General features: G+C 72.8%; 23 protein-coding genes and 1 pseudogene. 15 read left to right on the forward strand and 9 right to left on the reverse strand.

Translation table 11 applies throughout. The features are described 5' to 3' along the window. Window positions 1-60 precede the first annotated feature (60 nt). The 6 genes from ABD353_RS31195 (at window position 61) to ABD353_RS31220 (ending at window position 4614) form a co-directional block, all read left to right on the forward strand. Window positions 61-696, forward strand: coding sequence for a MarC family protein (locus ABD353_RS31195; RefSeq protein ID WP_344627041.1), 636 nt, complete (start codon window positions 61-63; stop codon window positions 694-696). Between the two features lie 141 nt (window positions 697-837). Continuing rightward, window positions 838-2472, forward strand: coding sequence for a serine hydrolase (locus ABD353_RS31200; protein ID WP_344627042.1), 1635 nt, complete (start codon window positions 838-840; stop codon window positions 2470-2472). Window positions 2473-2519: 47 nt separating this feature from the next. Then, window positions 2520-2930: a PPOX class F420-dependent oxidoreductase gene (locus ABD353_RS31205; RefSeq protein ID WP_344627043.1), complete on the forward strand. Its 411-nt coding sequence runs from the start codon at window positions 2520-2522 to the stop codon at window positions 2928-2930. Window positions 2931-3121: 191 nt separating this feature from the next. Further along, window positions 3122-3598, forward strand: coding sequence for a hypothetical protein (locus ABD353_RS31210; RefSeq protein WP_344627075.1), 477 nt, complete (start codon window positions 3122-3124; stop codon window positions 3596-3598). Then, window positions 3499-3834 (forward strand): hypothetical protein, encoded by a 336-nt coding sequence (locus tag ABD353_RS31215; protein WP_344627074.1) that lies wholly within the window; start codon window positions 3499-3501, stop codon window positions 3832-3834. Before ABD353_RS31210 ends, ABD353_RS31215 begins: the two co-directional genes overlap by 100 nt. Window positions 3835-3945: 111 nt before the next feature. Continuing rightward, window positions 3946-4614: a peptidylprolyl isomerase gene (locus ABD353_RS31220; protein ID WP_344627044.1), complete on the forward strand. Its 669-nt coding sequence runs from the start codon at window positions 3946-3948 to the stop codon at window positions 4612-4614. Window positions 4615-4686: 72 nt separating this feature from the next. Here ABD353_RS31220 and ABD353_RS31225 read toward each other — a convergent pair whose 3' ends face one another. Then, complete coding sequence (locus ABD353_RS31225) at window positions 4687-4965, reverse strand: hypothetical protein (protein WP_344627045.1); 279 nt, start codon at window positions 4963-4965, stop codon at window positions 4687-4689. 314 nt (window positions 4966-5279) lie between these two features. On the opposite strand from ABD353_RS31225, the gene ABD353_RS31230 reads away from it, so the two are divergent. The 3 genes from ABD353_RS31230 (at window position 5280) to ABD353_RS31240 (ending at window position 8342) form a co-directional block, all read left to right on the forward strand. Next, a complete protein-coding gene (locus tag ABD353_RS31230; RefSeq protein WP_344627046.1) occupies window positions 5280-5756 on the forward strand; it encodes an FxLYD domain-containing protein in 477 nt (158 codons plus the stop codon). A gap of 77 nt (window positions 5757-5833) precedes the next feature. After that, window positions 5834-7090, forward strand: coding sequence for a HEAT repeat domain-containing protein (locus tag ABD353_RS31235; protein ID WP_344627047.1), 1257 nt, complete (start codon window positions 5834-5836; stop codon window positions 7088-7090). 151 nt (window positions 7091-7241) lie between these two features. Beyond that, a complete protein-coding gene (locus tag ABD353_RS31240) occupies window positions 7242-8342 on the forward strand; it encodes a barstar family protein (RefSeq protein ID WP_344627048.1) in 1101 nt (366 codons plus the stop codon). A 57-nt stretch (window positions 8343-8399) separates the two neighbouring features. Here the strand turns inward: ABD353_RS31240 and ABD353_RS31245 are convergent, their stop codons facing one another. Next, window positions 8400-8792: a hypothetical protein gene (locus tag ABD353_RS31245; RefSeq protein ID WP_344627049.1), complete on the reverse strand. Its 393-nt coding sequence runs from the start codon at window positions 8790-8792 to the stop codon at window positions 8400-8402. Window positions 8793-8947: 155 nt separating this feature from the next. On the opposite strand from ABD353_RS31245, the gene ABD353_RS31250 reads away from it, so the two are divergent. The 3 genes from ABD353_RS31250 to ABD353_RS31260 all read left to right on the forward strand — a co-directional run bounded on the left by ABD353_RS31250 (window position 8948) and on the right by ABD353_RS31260 (window position 10461). Continuing rightward, window positions 8948-9079 carry a hypothetical protein gene (locus ABD353_RS31250; protein ID WP_344627050.1) on the forward strand — a complete coding sequence of 44 codons (132 nt, stop codon included), beginning with the start codon at window positions 8948-8950 and terminating at the stop codon, window positions 9077-9079. A 74-nt stretch (window positions 9080-9153) separates the two neighbouring features. Continuing rightward, entirely contained in the window at window positions 9154-9441 is a 288-nt protein-coding gene (locus ABD353_RS31255) for a hypothetical protein (protein WP_344627051.1), read from the forward strand. A gap of 441 nt (window positions 9442-9882) precedes the next feature. Further along, the gene (locus ABD353_RS31260; protein ID WP_344627052.1) at window positions 9883-10461 is read left to right on the forward strand and encodes an SMI1/KNR4 family protein; all 579 of its coding nucleotides are present in this window, start codon (window positions 9883-9885) and stop codon (window positions 10459-10461) included. On the opposite strand, the pseudogene ABD353_RS31265 reads toward ABD353_RS31260, so the two are convergent. Further along, window positions 10442-11251, reverse strand: a pseudogene (locus tag ABD353_RS31265) (IS5 family transposase). The gene ABD353_RS31260 and the pseudogene ABD353_RS31265 overlap by 20 nt on opposite strands. A 248-nt stretch (window positions 11252-11499) precedes the next feature. Between ABD353_RS31265 and ABD353_RS31270 the strand changes: the two are divergent. Further along, on the forward strand, window positions 11500-11787 hold the full coding sequence (locus ABD353_RS31270) for a hypothetical protein (protein ID WP_344627053.1): 288 nt from the start codon (window positions 11500-11502) through the stop codon (window positions 11785-11787). Window positions 11788-11820: 33 nt separating this feature from the next. Here ABD353_RS31270 and ABD353_RS31275 read toward each other — a convergent pair whose 3' ends face one another. Both ABD353_RS31275 and ABD353_RS31280 read right to left on the reverse strand, forming a co-directional pair. Further along, complete coding sequence (locus tag ABD353_RS31275; protein WP_425555294.1) at window positions 11821-12570, reverse strand: NAD-dependent epimerase/dehydratase family protein; 750 nt, start codon at window positions 12568-12570, stop codon at window positions 11821-11823. A gap of 214 nt (window positions 12571-12784) precedes the next feature. Continuing rightward, window positions 12785-13264, reverse strand: a complete 480-nt coding sequence (locus tag ABD353_RS31280; protein WP_344627055.1) for a DUF2000 family protein — start codon at window positions 13262-13264, stop codon at window positions 12785-12787. A gap of 49 nt (window positions 13265-13313) precedes the next feature. Between ABD353_RS31280 and ABD353_RS31285 the strand changes: the two genes are divergently transcribed. After that, window positions 13314-14126 (forward strand): helix-turn-helix transcriptional regulator, encoded by an 813-nt coding sequence (locus tag ABD353_RS31285; RefSeq protein ID WP_344627056.1) that lies wholly within the window; start codon window positions 13314-13316, stop codon window positions 14124-14126. A 260-nt stretch (window positions 14127-14386) separates the two neighbouring features. Here the strand turns inward: ABD353_RS31285 and ABD353_RS31290 are convergent, their stop codons facing one another. From ABD353_RS31290 to ABD353_RS31300, 3 genes are all read right to left on the reverse strand, one after another. Then, complete coding sequence (locus ABD353_RS31290) at window positions 14387-15382, reverse strand: hypothetical protein (RefSeq protein WP_344627057.1); 996 nt, start codon at window positions 15380-15382, stop codon at window positions 14387-14389. Window positions 15383-15527: 145 nt separating this feature from the next. Then, window positions 15528-16091 (reverse strand): hypothetical protein, encoded by a 564-nt coding sequence (locus ABD353_RS31295; RefSeq protein WP_344627058.1) that lies wholly within the window; start codon window positions 16089-16091, stop codon window positions 15528-15530. A 179-nt stretch (window positions 16092-16270) separates the two neighbouring features. Next, window positions 16271-17077 (reverse strand): hypothetical protein, encoded by an 807-nt coding sequence (locus ABD353_RS31300; RefSeq protein ID WP_344627059.1) that lies wholly within the window; start codon window positions 17075-17077, stop codon window positions 16271-16273. 550 nt (window positions 17078-17627) lie between these two features. Between ABD353_RS31300 and ABD353_RS31305 the strand changes: the two genes are divergently transcribed. Continuing rightward, window positions 17628-17819 (forward strand): hypothetical protein, encoded by a 192-nt coding sequence (locus ABD353_RS31305; RefSeq protein WP_344627060.1) that lies wholly within the window; start codon window positions 17628-17630, stop codon window positions 17817-17819. A gap of 286 nt (window positions 17820-18105) precedes the next feature. On the opposite strand, the gene ABD353_RS31310 is transcribed toward ABD353_RS31305, so the two are convergent. Further along, entirely contained in the window at window positions 18106-19122 is a 1017-nt protein-coding gene (locus tag ABD353_RS31310; RefSeq protein ID WP_344627061.1) for a transglycosylase SLT domain-containing protein, read from the reverse strand. Window positions 19123-19275: the final 153 nt, after the last annotated feature.

A 19275-nucleotide genomic window follows, 5' to 3' on the forward strand; every position in this document is an offset into this window, starting at 1 on the left:
GGCACGACGTGCCAGGCGCGTCGTGCCGGGCGGCGGGCAGGCGCCCCCGATGATGAGGGGATGCGCGACCTGACCACCGTCACCGCCTTCGTGACCTTCTTCGCGGTCATCGGCCCGCAGAAGGTGCTGATCGCGTTCGCCCGGCTGAGCCGCACCCGCACGATCGGGCAGATGCGCCGGCTGACGATGGTCAGCTCGCTGCTGGCGGCGGCGGTCGGCATCCTGATGGCCTACACGGCCGAGGTCCTGACCTCGTTCTTCCACGTCTCGGACCAGTCCCTGCAACTCGCCGGCGGGGTGATCTTCTTCATCTACGCCGTCGCCCTCGTCATGGGCATCCACCTCGGCGAGGGCGAGGAGGAGGACGAGGACTCGCTCCACCCGATGTTCGAAGGGGTCCGGGAGCTGCTGCTCCCGTACATCGTCAGCCCGCTCGCCGTGACGGCGGAGCTGCTCGGTTCGCTCGACGAGAACACCTGGGGGTGGCGGACGACCGTCGCCGGCATGTACGTCCTGGTGATCGTCATCGACTGCGTGTGCGTCCTGCTGCTCGCGCCGCTGCTGCAACGCACCCACGGAACCGTGCTGGAAGTGCTGTCCCGGCTGCTCGGCCTGCTGCTGGCGGCGGTCGGCGTGGAGGTCTTCCTGTCCGGCCTGGAGAGCCTCGGCGTCCACCTGTCCAACCCGCACTACTGAGCCGCCGCCCGCCGCCGCTGGACGGGTGGATTGCGCGCGCCCCGGCGCGCGGCGGCACCCGCGGCGGCCCCGCGCCGACCAATACTCGCGTGGTGGCGCCGCCGCACCGGGGCCGCGCCGCCCGGACGAGGGGAGTGGTCGATGGTTCGTCACGGTGGCCGGACGGGCACCGGGCCCGGGTCGCGCGCGGCCGTGCCGCTGCTGGCCGGAGTGCTCCTCGCGGGCTGCACCGCCGGGCCGGCGAACGGCCCGGTGGTCGCACCCGCACCGAGCCCCTCGTCCGCCCCGGCGTCCGCACCCCCGGCGCAGCCGCCGCCGCAGCTGACGGACCGGCAGGTCTCCGCCGCGGTGGCGCAGATCGACGGCTACGTGCGGAACGCGATGGCGAAGACGGGCGTGCCGGGCGCGGCCGTCGCCATCGTGTACAAGGACAAAGTCGTCCACCTGAAGGGCTACGGAGTCCGCCGGCTCGGCTCGCCCGAGACGGTCGACCCGGACACCGTCTTCCAGCTCGCCTCGCTCTCCAAGCCGATCGGCTCGACCGTGGTCTCCGGAGCGGTCGGGCAGAAGACCGTGAAGTGGGACGACCCGATCGCCGCCCACGACCCCGGCTTCGCACTGGCCGACCCGTGGGTGAGCAGCCACGTGACGATCGCCGACCTCTTCTCGCACCGCAGCGGACTGCCCGACCACGCCGGCGACCTGCTGGAGGACCTCGGCTACCAGCGCGACTACATCCTGCAGCACCTGCGCGACCACCAACTCGCACCGTTCCGGGCCAGCTACGCCTACACCAACTACGGCCTGACCGAGGCGGCCGTCGCCGTCGCCAAGGCCAAGGGCGTGGCCTGGGAGGACCTGGCGGCGGACGTCGTCTACAAGCCGCTCGGGATGAACTCCACCAGCTCGCTGCGCTCCGCCTACGACAGCGCCGCGAACAAGGCGACGCCGCACGTGCGGACGGACTCCGGCTGGCAGGTCAGCACCACCCAGAACCCGGACCCGCAGGCCCCCGCCGGCGGGGTCAGCTCCACCGCGCAGGACCTCACCCGGTGGATGCGGCTGCAACTCGCCGACGGATCGTTCGAGGGCCGGCAGATCGTCGACGCCGCGGCGCTGAACGAGACCCGGCTGCCGCACATCGTCTCCAACCCGCCGCACGCCCCCGCGGGCAACGCCGGCTTCTACGGCCTCGGCTGGAACGTCAACTACGACTCCCACGGCCGGCTGCGGCTGAACCACTCCGGCGCGTTCGACCTGGGCGCGGCGACCGTGGTGACCCTGCTGCCCTCCGAGCAGCTCGGGATCGTCGTGCTGACCAACGGCCAGCCGATCGGCGTCCCGGAGGCGGTGGCCGAGGAGTTCTTCGACGTCGCCCAGGAGGGCCACGAGACGGTGGACTGGCTGGGCTTCATGGGCAAGGTCGTGCCCGCCGCCGCCGGGGGCCAGGTCTCGCCGACCGACTACACCAAGCCCCCGGCCGGCGCCGCCCCGGCCAAGCCGGACTCCGCCTACCTGGGTACCTACACCAACGGGTACTTCGGGCCGATGACCGTCACCTCGCGGGACGGCAGGCTGGTCATGAGCCTCGGACCGGACAACCTGCAGTTCCCGCTCCAGCACTACGACGGCGACGTGTTCAGCTTCCAGACCCGCGGGGAGAACGCCGTCGGCCTCTCCGGGGTCACCTTCACCGTCGGCCCCGACGGGCGGGCGACCTCGGCGGTGGTCGAGCAGTTCAACCACGACGGCCTCGGGACCTTCACCCGCGGCTGACCCCACCCCGACGGGGACCTGACCGGGTGCCAGGTAGCCTCGCCCGAATGACGACCCAGCTGAACGAATCCGTCCGGGCGCTGATCGACGCGCCGATCCCCGCCGTCCTCGCCACCCTCAACCCCGACGGGGCCCCGCAGACCTCCGTGGTCTGGGTCGGCCGCGACGGCGACGACCTGCTCGTCTCCACCGCGGCCGGCCGCCGCAAGGAACGCAACCTGCGCCGCGACCCCCGCGCCAGCCTCACCGTGTACGACCCCGCCGACCCGGACCGCTACGCCGAGATCCGCGGGCTCGCCACCGTCACCGAGGACACCGGCCGCGCCCTCGCGGCCGCCCTCGCCGAACAGTACGAGGGCCCCGGCGCCGGCCAGGAGTACCTCGACCTGCCCGCCGAGGTCCTGCGGGTCGTCCTGCGCATCAGCCCGACCAAGGTGGTCGGCAGCCTGGCCGGCTGACCCCCGCACGGCACCCGCCTGCACCCGCCGGCACCACGGGCGTCCGGCGCGCGACCGGCGGGTGGACAGGTCCGGACAGGAGTGGACAGTCCCCGCTCCTGCCGGACCCGGAGGGTGGACACCGCCCGGCAGCACGCTGTGCGGCATGAACCTCCCCCCGCACACAGCCGGACGGAACACCCCAGGGGCGGATGCCGCCCACCCGCAGGCCCAAGGCCGTCCTCGCGGTGCTCGCCGGGGCGCAGTTCACCGCCGTGCTCGCCACCCCGATCGTGAACGTCGCCCTGCCGCAGATCCGCACCGGCGTCGGCCTGTCGGAGGGCGGCACCACCCGGGTGGTCATCGCCTACGGCCTGGCGTTCGCCGCGCTGCTGCCGGCCGGCGACCGGGCCGGCGACCGGGCCGGCGACCTGCTCGGCCACCGCCGGGTGCTGATCGCCGGCCGCGCCCTCCAGGGCATCGCCGCCGCCATCGCCCCGCCGCGCAGGGCACCGAAGGGCACCTGCCGAGGATCGCCGCCGCCTGGGCCTGCGCCTGGAACGGCACCGACCCGCAGGCACTCGGCGCCCTGTTCACCGTCGACGGCACCTACACCGACCTCGCCGTGGGCATCACCTTCCGCGGCCGCCAGGAGATCTCCGGCTGGAAGGCCCGCGCGGACAGCCTGATCGCCGACGTGCACGTCACCGTCCGCACCACCCACCGCCACGGCAGCCGCATCACCGTCGAGGCGGTCCAGGCCGGCCACCTCAAGGCCGCGCCCAAAGCCTTCGCCGTGCCGATGACCACCCGCCTCGACCTCGACGCCCACGGCCGGATCGTCGCCGACGAGGACCACCACAGCCTCGCCACCGTCCTCACCCGGTCCGGCCTGCCCGCCGACCGGACCCCGCCGGCCTCCTGACGACCACGGCGCGTCCTCAAGGTCATGGGTGCACACCAGGGCGGTGCATGGGTGCCGTCCGGGCGGGCATGAATGACGGGTCCGCGCCAACTCCACCCGGAAGGCTGCCACGTGAAGCGCAAGACCTGGGCCCTGTTCACCGCCCTGATCACCCTGCCGATGGCCCTGTCCAGCACCGCGGCGGTCGCCCTGCCGGCCGCCGCCACCCAGACGGCGGCCACCGCCTGCAGCTACACGCCGGCGGTCCCGGCCGACAACTTCAAGGGCATCCCGGTCTTCGACGCCAAGAAGGCCGCCAAGCCCTACAGCGCGACACTGCGGACCAGCCAGGGCGCCATCACCTTCAAGGCGCTGACCGACAAGGCCCCGTGCACCACCTTCTCGTTCCGCTTCCTGGCCGAGCACGACTACTTCGACCGCAGCCACTGCCACCGGCTCACCACACAGCGGATCTTCGTCCTGCAGTGCGGCGACCCGACCGGCACCGGCAGCGGCGGCCCCGGCTACTCGTTCCCGGACGAGAACCTGGAGGGCGCCACCTACCCGGCCGGTACCGTCGCCATGGCCAACGCCGGCCCGAACACCAACGGCAGCCAGTTCTTCTTCGTCTGGAAGGACACCAAGCTCTCGCCCAACTACACGCCGTTCGGCCAGGTCACCGCCGGCCTCGACGTCCTGCAGAAGATCGCCGCGGGGGGCGAGGACGACCAGAACAACCCCGGCGACGGCTTCCCGAACCTGCCCGTGAACATCCGTCACATCGCCATCACCAAGCGCTGACCGGACGGCGGCCCTGCGGCGGAGGATCGCGCCGCAGGGCCGCCGAGGCGGCCCGTGCCGGCTTCGGGGCTCCTAGCACGGATAATTGTGGACGGCATCGCTGTGATGGCAGCTGTATCTCTTGCACTGCCCCATGAAGCCCGGGACGTAGCCGTCGCAAGGGTGTGCTGAATTCAGGCAATTGTGGCAGTAACGGCCTTCAGGATCGACATGGACTCCGGCGGCCGCCAGTTTCTCCCGTGCCTCTGCATGGGCCTTTCGGACCTGATCGAGAATCAGATCCTCCAGCTCCGCGGTGACCTCGTCGATCACCTTCTTCTGATCGTCCGTGAAATCGTTCCGGAGCTCCATCGGTTCCTCCATGCTGCTCCGATACCCCCAACTGCCATGGTCCCGCAGCCCGGAGGGTGACGCCACTCGGCCCGGGACCGGCTACGACGAGTAGCAGAACGCCCTTTTCGTGACTGTCCGCCGTGCTCGCCCCTGCTGTTTCCGCTGCCTGCTCGGGCCGTCCGATTGACCGGTCAACCAGTGACTGAAGATGACCGAATCTGACGATCCGTCACCGACCGGTCTCACGGACATCACGGAACAGGAACCCGTCGTTCTACCGACCGGTACATCGATACGTTCTGGCCCTCACCGCTCATTCCACAGAGGACCCCATGCGCCCCATCACCCTCGCCCTGGCCGCCGCCTGCCTGCTCGCCGGCGCCGTCGCCTGCGAGCCCCCGGCCGACAGCAGCACCCGGAAGTCCACCGCCGCGGCCGTCCCCGCCCAGCCCGCCACCGGCGCGCCGTCCGCGGCCGCACCGCCCGCAGCCGGCGACGCCGCTGCGCCCGCCCCGGCCGGTGACGGCGACAAGGCGAAGGACGTCGAGATCACCAAGTGCTCGGTGGACCCGACCCTGCACTGGCCGTCCGCCGAGCTCACCATCACCAACCACAGCTCGAAGGCGTCGAACTATATGGTGCAGGTCGAGTTCCTCGACGGTGCCGGCACCCGCATCGGGGAGGGCATGGCCGCGACCAACGGCCTCGCCCCCAACCAGAAGAGCGTCCAGAAGGCGCAGGGCACCTCCACGGCCGCCGGCAAGACCTCGTGCCGGCTGATCGAGGTGACCCGGTACGCCACCCCCTGACGGCAGCGGTCGCACCGCCCGCGGGGGAGACCCGCGGGCGGAACGGCATGTCAGTGCGGTGTGAGAGGTTCTCGCCCGTGACGAGCGAGAACAACGACAGCGTGTTCGCAGGACTGGACGACATCGACTGGGCGTCCCTGGAACACGCCTACGGGCCGGCGGGCGACGTCCCCGACCAGCTCCGCGCCCTGTGCGGCAAGGGCCGGGACAATCGCGGCCGCGCCCTGCACGCCCTGTACGGCAACATCTTCCACCAGGGCAGCCGCTACCAGGCCTCGGCCTTCGCCGTGCCCTTCCTGGCCCGCATGGCCGCCGACCGTTCCCGGCGCGGCCGGGCCCAGGCCCTGGAGCTGATGTCGGGCCTGGCGATCGGCTACGACGAGGCGCACCTCCCTGACGGGGTGGCGGTCGCGGCGTGGCGGCGCGGGGTCGAGGACCTGCGGGCCAAGGGCGCGGCCGCGATGACGGCCGAGTACGACGACTGGGTCGCCCGGGCCGCCGACGAGGGCGAGCGCCGGGTCCGCGAGTTCCAGCGCAGGACCTTCGACTACGACCGCCACCTCGCCGCCTACGAGGCCGAACTGGCGGCCTACGACGCCGTCGCGCGGGAGGTGCCCGCGCTGGCCGCACTGCTGTCCGACGACGAACCCGCCGTCCGGGCGTCGACCTGCCACGTGCTGGCCTGGTTCCCCGAGCAGGCCGCGGCCGTCCTGCCGCAGCTGCTGGACCTCGCCGACCGCGAGCAGGTCCCCGCGGTCGCCGCCACCGCGCTGATCGCGGCCGGACTGCTCGGCGACGCGGCCACCGTGGAACGGCTGCGGCCGTTCCTCGCCGCCGACGAGCCGGTGGTGCGCTGGGGTGCCGCGATCGGCCTGGCCCGGCTCGGCAGCACCGGTGCCGAGGCCGCCGTCGACGCGGCGGTGCTCGCCGAACTTGCCGCCGTCGAGGCCGAGGAACCGGACGGCGAGGAGCTTGCGGTCCCGTTCCAGGACGGTGACCTGAACGGGTACGCCGCCCTCGCCCTGACCCAGATCGCCGACCGCTACCCGGCCGAAGCCCTCGACGCCGTGACCACCGGGCTCGCCCGGGCGTCCGGACCGGCCGCCTTCCCCGTCACCGCCGCCGCCCTCCGCCTGGCCTTCGGCGGCTCCTCGCACGCCGACCTGCCGCCCTTCGCCGAGCTGGACCACGGCCAGCAGCGCCTGGTGACCACCCTGGCCTCGCTCGGCGACGACACCTGGTGCTGGGGCAACTTCCTGCAGATCCTGCGCGGCTGGGACATCCCCGCCGACCGGACGGAGCTGCGCGCCTACGCCGGCCTGCCCACCGCCTGAGCCCGCACTCCCCGGCCGGCCCGCACCCCGGGCCGGCCGGGGCCGGTATCGGGACGGTCCGGTATCGGACGGTCCGGCGGCGGGCCGGTCCGTCCCGCGGGCCGGGGAAATGCCGTCGCCACGGGCGGCCGGACCCGGCAGGATACCCACCGTGCACGAGGACGGGAACCACCGGCTGCTGACCCGCCACACGGCGGCCGGGCCGGAGCACGGCCCCGCCTGGGGTGTCTGCGCCGAGGTGGACGGGCTGTTCGGCGAACCCCGCCGTGCGACGTACGAGTTGTTCGGCTGGGCTCCGCAGGCGGAGGTGCGGGGCTGGATCGGCAGCCGGGTGTGGCTGGTGCCGGAGGACGAGACGCTCGACCCCTGGCTGGTGGAGGACGCCGAGTGCCCGGGTCGGCCGGCGGCGGACAGCCTCGTGCTGACCGGTCTCGACGACCACCTCGGGCCGCCCGAGGGGCACCGGGGCCGGGTCCGGGTGCACGACGGGCAGCGGTGGCTGGGCTCCTGCCGGGAGTTCACCCGCGTGCTGCCGGCCGACCGGCCGGCGCCCCCACTCGTCCTGCGGGGGCTCCTCCCGGGTGACCTGCTCCGGGCGGCCCCGATGAAGGGGACGAGGAAGGCACTGGACCTGGAGCAGGCGGCGCTGGAGATACGCGACGACCACGGCGATCCGTTCACCGACCTGCCGCTCCGGACCAGGATCATCGCCTGGTACCCGTCCGCCTATGGTGCGGACCTGGTCGACCTCGAACTCGACGGGACGGACTTCACTCCCGTTCCCGTGCACGCCCGCCCCGTCCTCGAACGGTGGCTCGCCGGGCCGCCGGACGCCCCGGGCGCCTGGGCGGGCCTCGACACCCGGCGCCGCGAGGTCTGGCTCGACGTCGTACGGGACCGTTCCTGCCGGCGCGTCCGTCCCGACCTGCCGGCCGGCCGCACGTACGAACTCGACGGCCGCACGTACGAACTCGATGGCCGCCACGTCACCGACGAAGCGGGCCTCCACCTGGCGCTCGGCGAGGCGGTGAACGGGCCGGGCGGCTACTTCGGCGGCTGCCTGGACGCCCTCGTCGACTGCCTGCGCGGCACCTTCGGCCACACTGCCCCTGCCACCCTGGTCTGGCGGGAGGCCGCGACCGCCCGCGAGCACCTCTCACGGCGCCTCGCGTGGGACGGCCGCCCCCGCGACCTGTTCGCCCAGGTCCTCGACGTCCTGGCCCGGGGAGGCGTGCGGGTCGTCCTGGCGTGAACTCCGCCCGGCCCGGAGCCGCCATGGCCTTGGGATGCCGGACCGGTCGGGCCCGGCTCAGCGCCCGCGCGGCGGACCGAGGAGCGATCCGATGCAGGCGCCCATCACCAGGGCGAGCAGGACCAGCGGGGCGAGCATCGCGGCCATCATCACCGCGAACCCTGACGGGTCACCCAACCCGCGGGCCGGGTCGTCGAACGTCCCAGAAGCGGCGGTCATGACCACCACGCCCACGACCCCCGCCACCGCGGACGGAGCCCACGCCCGGACCCGACCCAGTACCACCCCCAGGACGAAGAGCGCGGCGGCCGCACACGCCACGTACTGCATCTCCGGCGCCCCGCCCTCCGAGGCGTCCTCCCACACCGCGCGCCCGAGCCATGGACCCGCCCCGAGCGCGGCGATCCACCCCAGGGCGCACGCCCACGTCCACCTCGGCGATGCCGCCACCCACGTCCCCCTTCGTCAGGCCGCAAGAATCGCACAGGATTTGAACGCGTTCAACCTGGCGTCCTCCCGGCCCGGAGAACCTCGGACCAGCGACCGATGACGATGTGTCGGATCCGCCGCATCCACCGGCATCGGCTGCGGGCGACGGCGCGGACGTGGCTCTCGACGGCCTGCTCGACAGTGGGCAGCCCTGTCAGGCCTTCCCGCGGTTCCTGAAGGACGGCGACGAGTACACCCCGGTCGCCACCTCGGAACGGGCGACCCAGGACCGGTTCCGCCGAGCCTGACCGGCACCGCCCGGTCCCGCCCGCTGATCGTGCCCGGCATCGGTGGAACACCTGCGCATGGGAGCCTCTCCGCCATGAGCGAGCCCACCCCTTATGACCACGACCGAGCCGCATACACCCGCGAAGCGCTCGCCCGTCTCGTCCTCGCCGACAACGTCACGGAGGTGGCCGACAGTGCCGCGGGGCTGGTGGCCACCGGCAACGACGCCGACACCGGATTCGGCGGCCGGGCCAGCCAGGCCCGGCAGCTCATCGAACTGGCCGAACGGACTCTCAGCTCGGCCGTCATCTACGAACTCGAACGCGGCAGCTCCTGGGAACAGATCGCGGCATACCTGGAGATCGGCCCCGACGAGGCCTAACAACGCTTCACCCCCGCCGTCCAGGCGTGGAAGAAAGCGTTCGAGGAGCCGTACCGACTGGACGAGACCGGCCGCAAACGCATTCCGCAGCTTCCCACCGCTGCGTACGACCCCACCTGGGCATGTACCCAGCTGGACCGGTGGGCCCACCTCCGGCGCCTCGGGACAGACGGCAGGCAGGCCGTCAGTTCCGGCCTGGTGATGGCCGATGCCGCGGACGACGAGAAGGCCCCCGCCGTGGACGGGAGCTGACCGGCTCCCGCGTCAGAGCCCGGCGGGCGCCCATGGGGCCGTAGGCCGCCGTCCGTGCTGCGTCCCTCCCAGGTGCGGAACCGTCCACGGACCGTTTGACGGTGAAGGTCACGACCTGGATTCCAGCCCCGGCGGGCAGGCCTGCGGGGTGACCGCGTTGGCGTAGTGCCGCTGTGGCAGTCTGCTCGTGTGGATGATCTCGTTGGCACCCAGGCACCGCGTCGCCGTCTGGTCGGCCCCGATGAGGCGATTGTGGAGCTTGAACGGGCAGTGCCCGGCCTTGCATCCCGCCGTCGGCCGGCACCTCAAAGCGTCGACTGGTGCCAATTGGAAGGCGAGTTGGGGACGGCTCTGCCCGCCGACTACAAGCTGCTCTGCGAGCACTACCCGAGGTTCGAGCTGAGCGACTTCATGTGCGTCAGCCGCCCGGTGCCGGGCGATGAAGTGGGGTGGGTGCACGGGACCCACGAGGAACTGGAGACCATCGCCGAATGGTGCGAGGACGCCGATCTGGCTGTGCCGATGCACCCCTATCCCGCTTCGGGTGGTCTGCTTCCCTGGGCCGTCTCCAACCAGGGGGACTTCTTCCTGTGGACCACCACTCCTGCTGGGCCTGAGGCCTGGACCGTCACTGTCGCCTCACGCAACGGCGACTGGTGGCACTACACCGGTGGGGCTGTTCAGTTCCTGGCCGATCTGGTCAGCGGTGCTCTGGAGCCGTGGGCACTGCCGAGGCTCCGTCCGGAGATCACCTGGGTGGGGCGGTGAGGCGGCGGTAGCAGATGAGGGCCGCCGCGATGCCGGCGAAGGCGAGAAAGTGCTCGGCCTTGCGCTCGTAGCGGCGGTGTAGGCGGCGGCATCCGTAGAGCCAAGACATGGTGCGCTCGACGACCCAGCGGTGGCGGCCCAGGCGTTGGGAGGACTCGATGACTCGTCGGGCGATCCGCGGGACGATGCCGCGGGAGCGCAGCCATCGCCGCAGATGGTCGTAGTCGTAGCCCTTGTCGCCGTGCAGTTTGGCGGGGGCGGCGTCGGCGCGGTCCCCGGCGGGAACGGATGGGCGGGATGCCGAACACCAACGGTTCCAGGGCCTGGCTGTCGTGCAGGTTAGCTCCGGAGATGGCGAGCGAGATCGACAGCCCGTTGCGGTCGCAGATCAGGTGGATCTTCGCCCCGTTCTTGCCACGGTCGGTCGGATTCGGTCCGGTCAGTGGCCCCCTTTGAGGGCGCGGATGCTCACCGAGTCGATGGCGCACCGCGACCAGTCCAGCGTCCCCTGGGCACCGAGCTCGTCCAGGGCAACCCGATACAGCCGGGCCCACACCCGGGCGCGGCTCCACTGTGCGAAGCGCCGGTGCACGGTCTGCCAACAGGCCCCGAAGATCGGCGGGAGCTGGCGCCAGGTGCAGCCTGAGGTCGCCACGAACACGATCGCAGCCAGCACCTCCCGGTCCCCGGCCCGCCGTCGGCCCTCACCTTGCGGACGCTGAACGACGGTCGGCTGCACCACCCGCCGCTCCGCCAACAGCTCGTCCGACGTACGGCCGCCGGAGGTGATGGCCCGGTCGGCCCGCCGGACCGGGCGCGTCGGGGCGGACCGGGAGGGTCGAGCCGGCCGGCGGCCCGGGAGGGGCCGTTCGGGGGACTGGGCGGCCGATCGGTGCCACGCCCGGGTGGCTCGGCGGGCGGAGTGCCGGTGCCGGGACTACGGTGTCCGCGGGCCCGCAGGCCCGGGGCAGGCGCCGTGCGGGGCCGGCCGCAGTGCTGCGACGACGGACCGGCCCGGAGAGGGAGAGGGACAGAACCATGATCGCGGACATCGGGATCGAACCACTCGGTGATCACGAGTACCTCGTGCGCTTCCCCACCCCGGACGACGCGGTCCTCTCCCGCATCCGGGCCAGCGAGTCGACCGTGGACCAGTTGCACCTGGCCCCCACCGACGAGGAGCGCATCGTGGCGGAGACCGCCGTGTTCCTCGCCGAACGGCAGCCCACGGCCGACCTCCCGCCGATGATCGACCTCGCCGACGTCGCGGACGCCTACGGCGACGACTACCTTCGGGAGCTCGGCCGCCGCCTCGGTGCCCGGTGAGCCGCCCACGGTGGTCGGCGTACGGAGGCGCGGTCAGCGCCCCAGGTAGCGGAGCGTGAACCCGGGCGAGGCGTAGACCCCGCCCTGGGGCGCCGCCGGGTCCACCGGAAGGTCCGCCCCCGGAATGCCGGCGGCGTACGCTTCGGCGTCGTCGACGGGCGTGTAGTCCAGGACCGCCGGATCGGGGAGCTCCCAGAAACGGCGGGTGTTGGCGGAGACCGCGTACACGGTGGCGAAGCAGACGGCGGCCGGTGCGGTCAGCGCGGCCCGTACGTAGCCGACGGCGTCGCGCGGGCTCAGCCAGGTCGCCAGGTGACGGGCCTCCGTGGGCGCGGGCTCGAAACTGCCGATGCGCAGACAGATCACGGACAGGCCGAACTTGTCGGCGTACAGCCGCCCGAGCGCCTCGATCGCCGCCTTGCTCACCCCGTACAGCCCGTCCGGACGGACAGGCTCGTCCGGCCCCGTTCGACGGCCGACGGGATGGAAACCGGTCACCCGGTTGCTGCCCGCCAGCACCACCCTCTCGATGCCCAGACGCCGCGCCGCCTCCAGAACGTTGTGGGTGCCGAGCACGTTGACGTCGAGGAGGTCCGCGAGCGGCGCCTCGTCCGGGATCCCGGCCAGGTGCAGTACCCGGTCGGCGCCCGCGAGCGCGGACTCCACGGCCGCCGCGTCCCGCAGGTCGACGCAGTGCGCCTCCTCGTTGTCGGCCTCGGGCCGCAGCGGCACCCGGTCGACCAGGACCACCCGCCCCGCCTCGCGCCGAAGCACCTCGCGCACGACGGACCCGATGGTCCCCGCGGCACCCGTCACCGCCACCGTTCCCAGACCCACGATGCCTCCCCCTGCGATCGGCCGACTCCGCATCCTCGCTGACGCCCGGTCACGGATCAAGCAGCGGACGGCGACGACCGACGCCGCACCGGCCGCCACCGGAGGCCGGGGGAGGGCACGCGGCCGGCCGGGACCGCCGCCGCCGCGCCCGGCCCGCCCGTCAGGGGTGCATGCGGGCGCCCTTGAGGACCTTGTCCACGGCGTTCCGCGGCCCGTGGACCGCCAGTCCGACCAGGTCGAGCCGGTCGGTGGCCACGGCCCGCACCGCAGCCCGGTTGTCCCGGTCGTTCCCGGTGGCGAACAGGTCGGAGGTGAACACCGCACTGGGCAGCGAACGCGACAGTGCACGCCCGTGGGCGGCGGCCATCAGCTCCTTCGTCCCCTCGAAGACCAGCACCGGCTGGCGGAACATCGGCAGGTAGGCGACGCCGTCGGCATCCGCGTAGGGCTCGCCCACCACCTCGGGCGAGACCGTGCCGAGCCCGCTCACCAGGAAGGCGGTCACGTTCAACCGCTGCCACGGTTCGAGGTCCTCACGCAGCAGGACGGCGATCTTCGTGTCGAAACGGACGGGTGCGCCCCCGGGCGCCGGCGCCGCCGATGCGGTCGCGGCCGGGGCAACGGTCTGGTCGGTTCTCATGCCACGAGACTGCAGGTCGCCCAGGCGCGCCGTCTTGTACGTTCTTTGCATGCCGCCGAAACAGGAGGTCGCTGCCTGGCGCCCGGCCGTCCCGGGCGTCGTCGAGGTCCTCCACGCCCACTTCACCGACCACGCGTACCCCATGCACGTCCACGACGCCTGGACGGTGCTGATCGTCGACGACGGCGCCGTCCGCTACGACCTCGACCGCCACGAACGCGGCACCCCGGACGACACCGTCAGCCTGCTCCCGCCGCAGGTCCCGCACAACGGCTCACCGGCCACCGCCCACGGCTTCCGCAAGCGGGTGCTCTACCTCGACACGACGCAGCTCGACGCACGGTTCATCGGCCCCGCCGTCGACGGCCCCGACCTCACCGACCCCGTGCTGCGCAGACGCGTCGGCCAACTGCACACCGCCCTCGCCGACGCCGGCGACGAACTCGAGGCCGAGAGCCGGCTCGCCCTGATCGGCGAGCGCCTGCGCGAGCACCTGCGCCCCGGCTCGGCCGCCACCGCCGGCCCGCCGGCCCGCGGCGTCGCCCACGACCTGCGCGACCTCCTCGACGCGCACCTGCTCGACCACCTCACCCTGGACCGCGCAGCCACGCTGCTCCACGCACACCCCGCCCACCTGGTGCGGGCGTTCAGCGCCGCGTTCGCCATCGCACCCCACCAGTACGTGATGTCCCGCCGCGTCGACCTCGCCCGCCGACTGCTGCTCTCCGGCCGCCCACCCGGCGAGGTCGCCACCGCCGCAGGCTTCTACGACCAGTCCCACCTCACCCGCCACTTCAAGCGCGTCCTCGGCATCCCCCCGGGCCGCTACGCCCGCCACGGCCGCGCCGGCAGGGCCGGCTGAACACCGGACCGCGCGCCGTACCGCGGTGGTCCTGCCCAGGTGGTGCGGACGCTGCACGGCAGGCCAATACCCGACCCCCCGCACTCGTTGTCGCCCAGGGCCTCGGCCACCACGGCAGGACCACCATCCGCCCGGTCACCGAGACCGGCGGAACCTGGAGCCGATACGCCCCCGGCGGCCACACACGATGACGCCAGACGCAGGCTCGCCGACGCGTAGGCGGCACCACACCGTGGGTGCCCACCGGTCAGGCCGTGACATCACGTCAAGTCCCGGACGGGTGGTACCCCCCGATGAAGCCCGTGAGCGCCTCCTGCCAGCGTCGTTCGAAGAACTCCGCGGACGCCTCCTCGACGTGCACGTCCTCGGCGTCCGCGAGCTCCGTCCATGACGGAACGGGCTCCGACCCGAGCTCGACCGGGCCCCTGCAGCGGGTGGTCCCGATCGACGCGGACGAGTCGGCCGTCCACGTACTGAGCCACCTTGCGCACCTCGTAGCCGTCCGCCCCGACCTCCGTGACGAACTCGAACGGCTCGTCGTCGTCCGCCAGAAAGTGGAGGGAGATCACGTACCACGGTCTTGGCTCCGCACCGGGTTTGCGCCGGAGCCGGGCGGCCAGGGTCTGCTGGGGCCGGAACGGGCGGTGGCGCACGCAGTCGGCCGCCGCCGGCGCGCAGACGGGCCAGGTGCACGGCGGACCGCAGGGCCCGGAGGGCCGCCAGCCGAGTGCCGCCGACACCTTCGACAGCTCGGCCGTCGTCGCGGCGACCGCCGAGGCCAGCTGATCGGCGCGCCGCGTGACCGCCGTCGGGTCGTGTTCCCTCACGGCCAGCGCCTGCTCGTCCTCGCGTTGGGCGCAGCGCTCACGTTCCGCGAAGTCCGTGATGACCGAGGGAGTCGACCCCTGCGTCCGCTCGTTCATCAATCGGGCCAGGACGTCCCACATCTCGACCGCCCGCTCGTTGGCACTCGTGTTCGCGGAGAACGAGCGTGTCCGTCCGGCGCCGGCCGTCAGCAGGGCAATGTCGGCGATGGTCTGCTCGAAGTAGTCGGGACGGTCGAAGTCCTGCCGCGGGCCGCGGGCCTCGGAGTATTCGTCGAGGCTGATCAGCACGCCGTCCGCGATGCCGCCGGAGTGCAGGCAACCACGGATGACGTCGTCGACCGGCCGACGAACCGGCGACGCGAGCACGTCCAGCAGCGGCAGGAAACGCATCAGACACAGGGCACCGCCGACGGCGGCGGATTCTCGCATTCCAGCAGTCCTCACGGTGCTCCGGGGCGATGCACACGACCGCCGCCGGAGAGCCTTCCACGGCCTTCGGGGGTGTGGGTACTGCTCCGGTTCCGCCCGTGTGCGCGGCACTCACGGAGCGCCGGGTGCCATGAGGCGCACCACGTCAGGCCGTGGGCGAGACGTTGAAGCGGTACTCCTCGGAGGGCATCGAGTCCCATTCGGTGTTCGCACCGTCGCGCGTCACCATGAACAGCGGACGCGATCGGAGGACCTGCCCGACCAGTTGCCCGCGCAGGAGGACCCCGGGATCATCCGGCCCCGCGTAGCCCTCGGGCGTGTAGCGAACGTACTCGTCCGTGGCCTCGGCATAGGCGACGGTGTCGCGCTCCAACTCCGAGAAGTCCCTCCCGACCAGCGGGATTCCGTTGTGGGTGACCTGGGGAGCGTTCACGGCGTCGGCGGCGACGCAGAACAGGCCCACGGCTCGGCTCACATAGGCCGTGACGGCAGGCAGCGAAGGAGCAACCCCGCGACGGTGGACGTCGACCTTCCACGTCGGCGAGAAGAGCGCGTGGTCCCGTGCACACTCGCCGACCTTCGTCCGGCCGAGTGCCGCAGCCGCCTCGACCACGTCGGCGACGGTCATACCGAACCGGAGCGGTCCGACACCGACAGCCGGCGCATAGGACCACTCGTCCCGTTCGGCGACATCGGTCTTGAACGCCATGGTCGCTCCTCTGAAGACACCTGAGACCTGCCGCCGCCCATGATGCCGATCGCGACCGACAGACCGCCGGGTGCCGCCGAGTTCACCGCTCGTGAGCCCCGAGCCCACCCGCAGCCGCGTCCGGGTACTTACCGTGGTCCTGGGGCCGGGGTACCTGGTGGGTCGCTGTCGGGCGCGGGTCAGAACGGCGGCTCGTCGCTGTAGCTGCCACCGGACCAGTTGCCGTCCGCAGCGGCTCGCGCGGCTCTGAGGCGCGCGTAGTGTTCGCGGGCGGCCGTGTCGGACGCGTTCTCCATGCTGCTGGTGTCGTGGCCCCATGCCTTCATCGCCTCCAGGACGCGGTCCCGCTGGTGCCTGTCGGTACTGAGGGCCAGCAGGCGCCGGGCGTGCCTCGCAAGGTCGGCCCGGTGCTCGGTAAGGAGGGGGTGCTCGACGAGGGGGATGGCTGCGACCAGCGCCGCGTGGCGAATGTGGGCGTTTCCGTGGCCGAGGAAGGTGCGAACAGCGGAGAAGATCGCCGGGCGCGCGTCCCGGAACGCACGCATCTCCTCGTACTCGTCGAGGAAGTCCTCCCCGCAATGGTGTCTGCCCAGGGCGACGCACTCGTCGTCGGCGTCACGGGCGGTGTCGCCGAGCCAGCCGAGCAGCGGCACCAGGGTCGGGCCGTTGTGGGTCGTCCCGGCGTCGGGGGATGAGCAGCCTGCCACGAGGACCGGATGATCGAGTATTGCCGCCACGTACAGCGCCACCGGGACGGTGGCCTCGTAGATGCTGTTCTGGTGGGTCACGGCCCCGAGCACGTCCCGGAGAGCGGACTGCCTGGCCGCCGGGTCGGGGTCGGTCAGGCGTGTCAGCGCCGCGGGCAGGGACTCGCCCGTTCCGCATGCCGTGGCCAGCGACGCCCAGTCCGTGTTCTCCAGCAGCGTCTGACAGGTAGGGAGCTCGGCAGGGCGGGGATGGCCGGTCTGGCTGCGGTTGTGGGTCACAGGCGCAGGCTATTGCGCGGTCGAGCCACCGCCGTGCCCGGGTGTCCGGTGTGGCGGAGGACCTACGTGCGCAGTCGAGCGACGCCTGCGCGGACGGTCATTCGGCTTTCGAGCGACGTGATCCGGTAGCCGTGGTGCTGCCCTGACAGTGCCGGCTCGCCGCCGGGGGACTGTATTCGCTGGGTCGGGGACCATCCCGGAACGCGCCGTCGCCCTCCTGCGGAATGCCCTGACGGTGCGCCAGGAGGAACCGTCGCGGGTTGCAGCCGGAGGACCGCAGCGGGGCGCGGCCCGTCCCGTCCGTCCGCTTCGGTGAGATCCGGCTCCCGGCCGACGGGCCGGGGCCGGCGGTCACTTCCGGTCGTTCGGCTCCGCATCCCGGTCGTTGGGCTCCTCATCCCGGACGGTCGGCGCGGACGACGGCGCCGGGGGCGCCGGCGGGACAGCCGGGACGGCCGGGTGGGGCGGAGGTGCCGCCGCGGCTGGCCCGGTGGCGGTCGATTCGAGGCTGAGCCCGATGGCGCCGGCCAGCAGGGCCACGCCCAGCACGATGAACATCCATGCCTGGTTCCCACGGCCGGCCACCAGCTCGGCGCACTCCACCGCGCTCGACGTGACGATCGGCCCGGAGCTGGGAGTGAAGCCGGACCCGCAGCCGTCCCCCACCCTCACCGCGCCGTACACCACGCCCGCCACCACCAGGAAGCCGCCCGCACACACGAGCGCCCTCACCACACGCTGAAGCACCGTCAGCCCCTCCCCACATGCCGGCAAGGCGCCCAGCGTAGAGCGAAGGGAGACCGTGCGTGGCCGATTGCCGAGCACCGGCCGTGTGGTCCGTCGACGGCCACCCCCACCACGGCAACGACTACTGCCGTCCGGCCGACCGCGTGCCGCACCGATGGACCGGGCGAGGTCCTCGCCGGGCGGGGGGACGGCCGCGGCGGCACGGCGCCGAACCCGGCGACTTCGTCACCGGGTTCGGCGCCGCGACGGCCGTGACGCCGTGCTGCGTCGTGCTGAGCCCGTCAGTAGGGGCCGTTGACGTTGTCGATGGAGCCGTAGAAGTGTGCGGCGTAGTTGCAGGCCGCGGTGATGTTGGCGACCGGGTCGTAGATGTCCGTGGACGTGCCGGGGACGTGGTACGCCTGGAAGGTGGGGTCGATGACCTGGAGGAGGCCCTTCGAGGGGTGTCCGGCGGCGGCGTTGGAGTCGGTGAGGTTGATGGCCTGCGGGTTGCCCGACGACTCGCGCATGATGTTGCGGTAGATGCCGTCGTAGCTGCCCGGGATGTGGTTCTCGGCCATGACGGCCAGTGCCTGGTTGATCCAGCTGTCCAGGTCGCCGGTGGCCTTGGTGGTCGGGGCCGCGGTGGCGGCGGTCGCCGGGACGGTCGCCGCGGTGGACGGGGACGTGGCGCCGGAGGGCGACGTCCCCTGGGTGGCGCCGGTCCCGCTTCCGTACGTGCTGTGGGCCTGCCAGGTGCTGCTCCCGGAGGATCCCGTCCAGGTGTGGGCAGTGGGGGAGCTCCCGCTCCAGGAGCGGGTGGACGTGTGGTCGGCGGTGGCCGGGGTGGCGGAGGCGGTCGTCGTCGTGCTGTGGGTGGCGGTGGTGGTGGGCGCGGCGGTGGTCGGGGGGGCCGTCGTCCGGGCCTGGGCCGTGCGGGCCGGTGCGCCGGTCGCCGGTGCGGTGGTCGCGGGGGCGGTGTGCGAGGAGTGGGCGGCGGTGTGCGTGTGGCTCGTGCTGCGCTGGGTGGGCAGAGCCGAGTGCTTGGCGTGGGAGCCGGTGCGCTGCGCGGGGATGGCGCCGGTGGTGCGGTGGGCTGCCGCGGTGGCCGGCGTCGACGTATGTGTGCTCCAGGCCGTCGGTTCGAGCTGAGGAGTCTGGCTTCGGGCCGTGGCGGCCGTGCCGGCGCCGCTGGAGTGGCTGGGGGCGGCGTTGGCGGTGGTGACCGCGACGGCCGCGGTGGCCAGGGCTGCGGTGGTGATCCACCGGCCGGAGAGGAGGACGGCGGGTACGCGGCGGGGGCGGGCGTGCTTCGGCATGGGGACTCCGGTACACAGACGGCGACAGGTCGCACGGGCGGGGGCGGGGGACGGTCACGGCGCGCGCGAGCGGGGGCAGGGCACGCCGGGGGGCTGCACGGAAGGCCGGGGGAGACCTGTGCGGGCAGCACGGGCTGCCCGGCGGGCACGGCA

Source organism: Kitasatospora arboriphila (genome assembly GCF_039528095.1).
Taxonomy (GTDB): domain Bacteria; phylum Actinomycetota; class Actinomycetes; order Streptomycetales; family Streptomycetaceae; genus Kitasatospora; species Kitasatospora arboriphila.

Bases quoted from the DNA above. Each gene is read 5' to 3' on its own strand.
- ABD353_RS31195 (WP_344627041.1), top strand. From the start codon at position 61: ATGCGCGACCTGACCACCGTCACCGCCTTCGTGACCTTCTTCGCGGTC.
- ABD353_RS31200 (WP_344627042.1), top strand. From the start codon at position 838: ATGGTTCGTCACGGTGGCCGGACGGGCACCGGGCCCGGGTCGCGCGCG.
- ABD353_RS31205 (WP_344627043.1), top strand. From the start codon at position 2,520: ATGACGACCCAGCTGAACGAATCCGTCCGGGCGCTGATCGACGCGCCG.
- ABD353_RS31210 (WP_344627075.1), top strand. From the start codon at position 3,122: ATGCCGCCCACCCGCAGGCCCAAGGCCGTCCTCGCGGTGCTCGCCGGG.
- ABD353_RS31225 (WP_344627045.1), bottom strand. From the start codon at position 4,965: ATGGAGCTCCGGAACGATTTCACGGACGATCAGAAGAAGGTGATCGAC.
- ABD353_RS31230 (WP_344627046.1), top strand. From the start codon at position 5,280: ATGCGCCCCATCACCCTCGCCCTGGCCGCCGCCTGCCTGCTCGCCGGC.
- ABD353_RS31255 (WP_344627051.1), top strand. From the start codon at position 9,154: ATGAGCGAGCCCACCCCTTATGACCACGACCGAGCCGCATACACCCGC.
- ABD353_RS31270 (WP_344627053.1), top strand. From the start codon at position 11,500: ATGATCGCGGACATCGGGATCGAACCACTCGGTGATCACGAGTACCTC.
- ABD353_RS31280 (WP_344627055.1), bottom strand. From the start codon at position 13,264: ATGAGAACCGACCAGACCGTTGCCCCGGCCGCGACCGCATCGGCGGCG.
- ABD353_RS31285 (WP_344627056.1), top strand. From the start codon at position 13,314: ATGCCGCCGAAACAGGAGGTCGCTGCCTGGCGCCCGGCCGTCCCGGGC.
- ABD353_RS31290 (WP_344627057.1), bottom strand. From the start codon at position 15,382: ATGCGAGAATCCGCCGCCGTCGGCGGTGCCCTGTGTCTGATGCGTTTC.
- ABD353_RS31295 (WP_344627058.1), bottom strand. From the start codon at position 16,091: ATGGCGTTCAAGACCGATGTCGCCGAACGGGACGAGTGGTCCTATGCG.
- ABD353_RS31305 (WP_344627060.1), top strand. From the start codon at position 17,628: ATGAACATCCATGCCTGGTTCCCACGGCCGGCCACCAGCTCGGCGCAC.
- ABD353_RS31310 (WP_344627061.1), bottom strand. From the start codon at position 19,122: ATGCCGAAGCACGCCCGCCCCCGCCGCGTACCCGCCGTCCTCCTCTCC.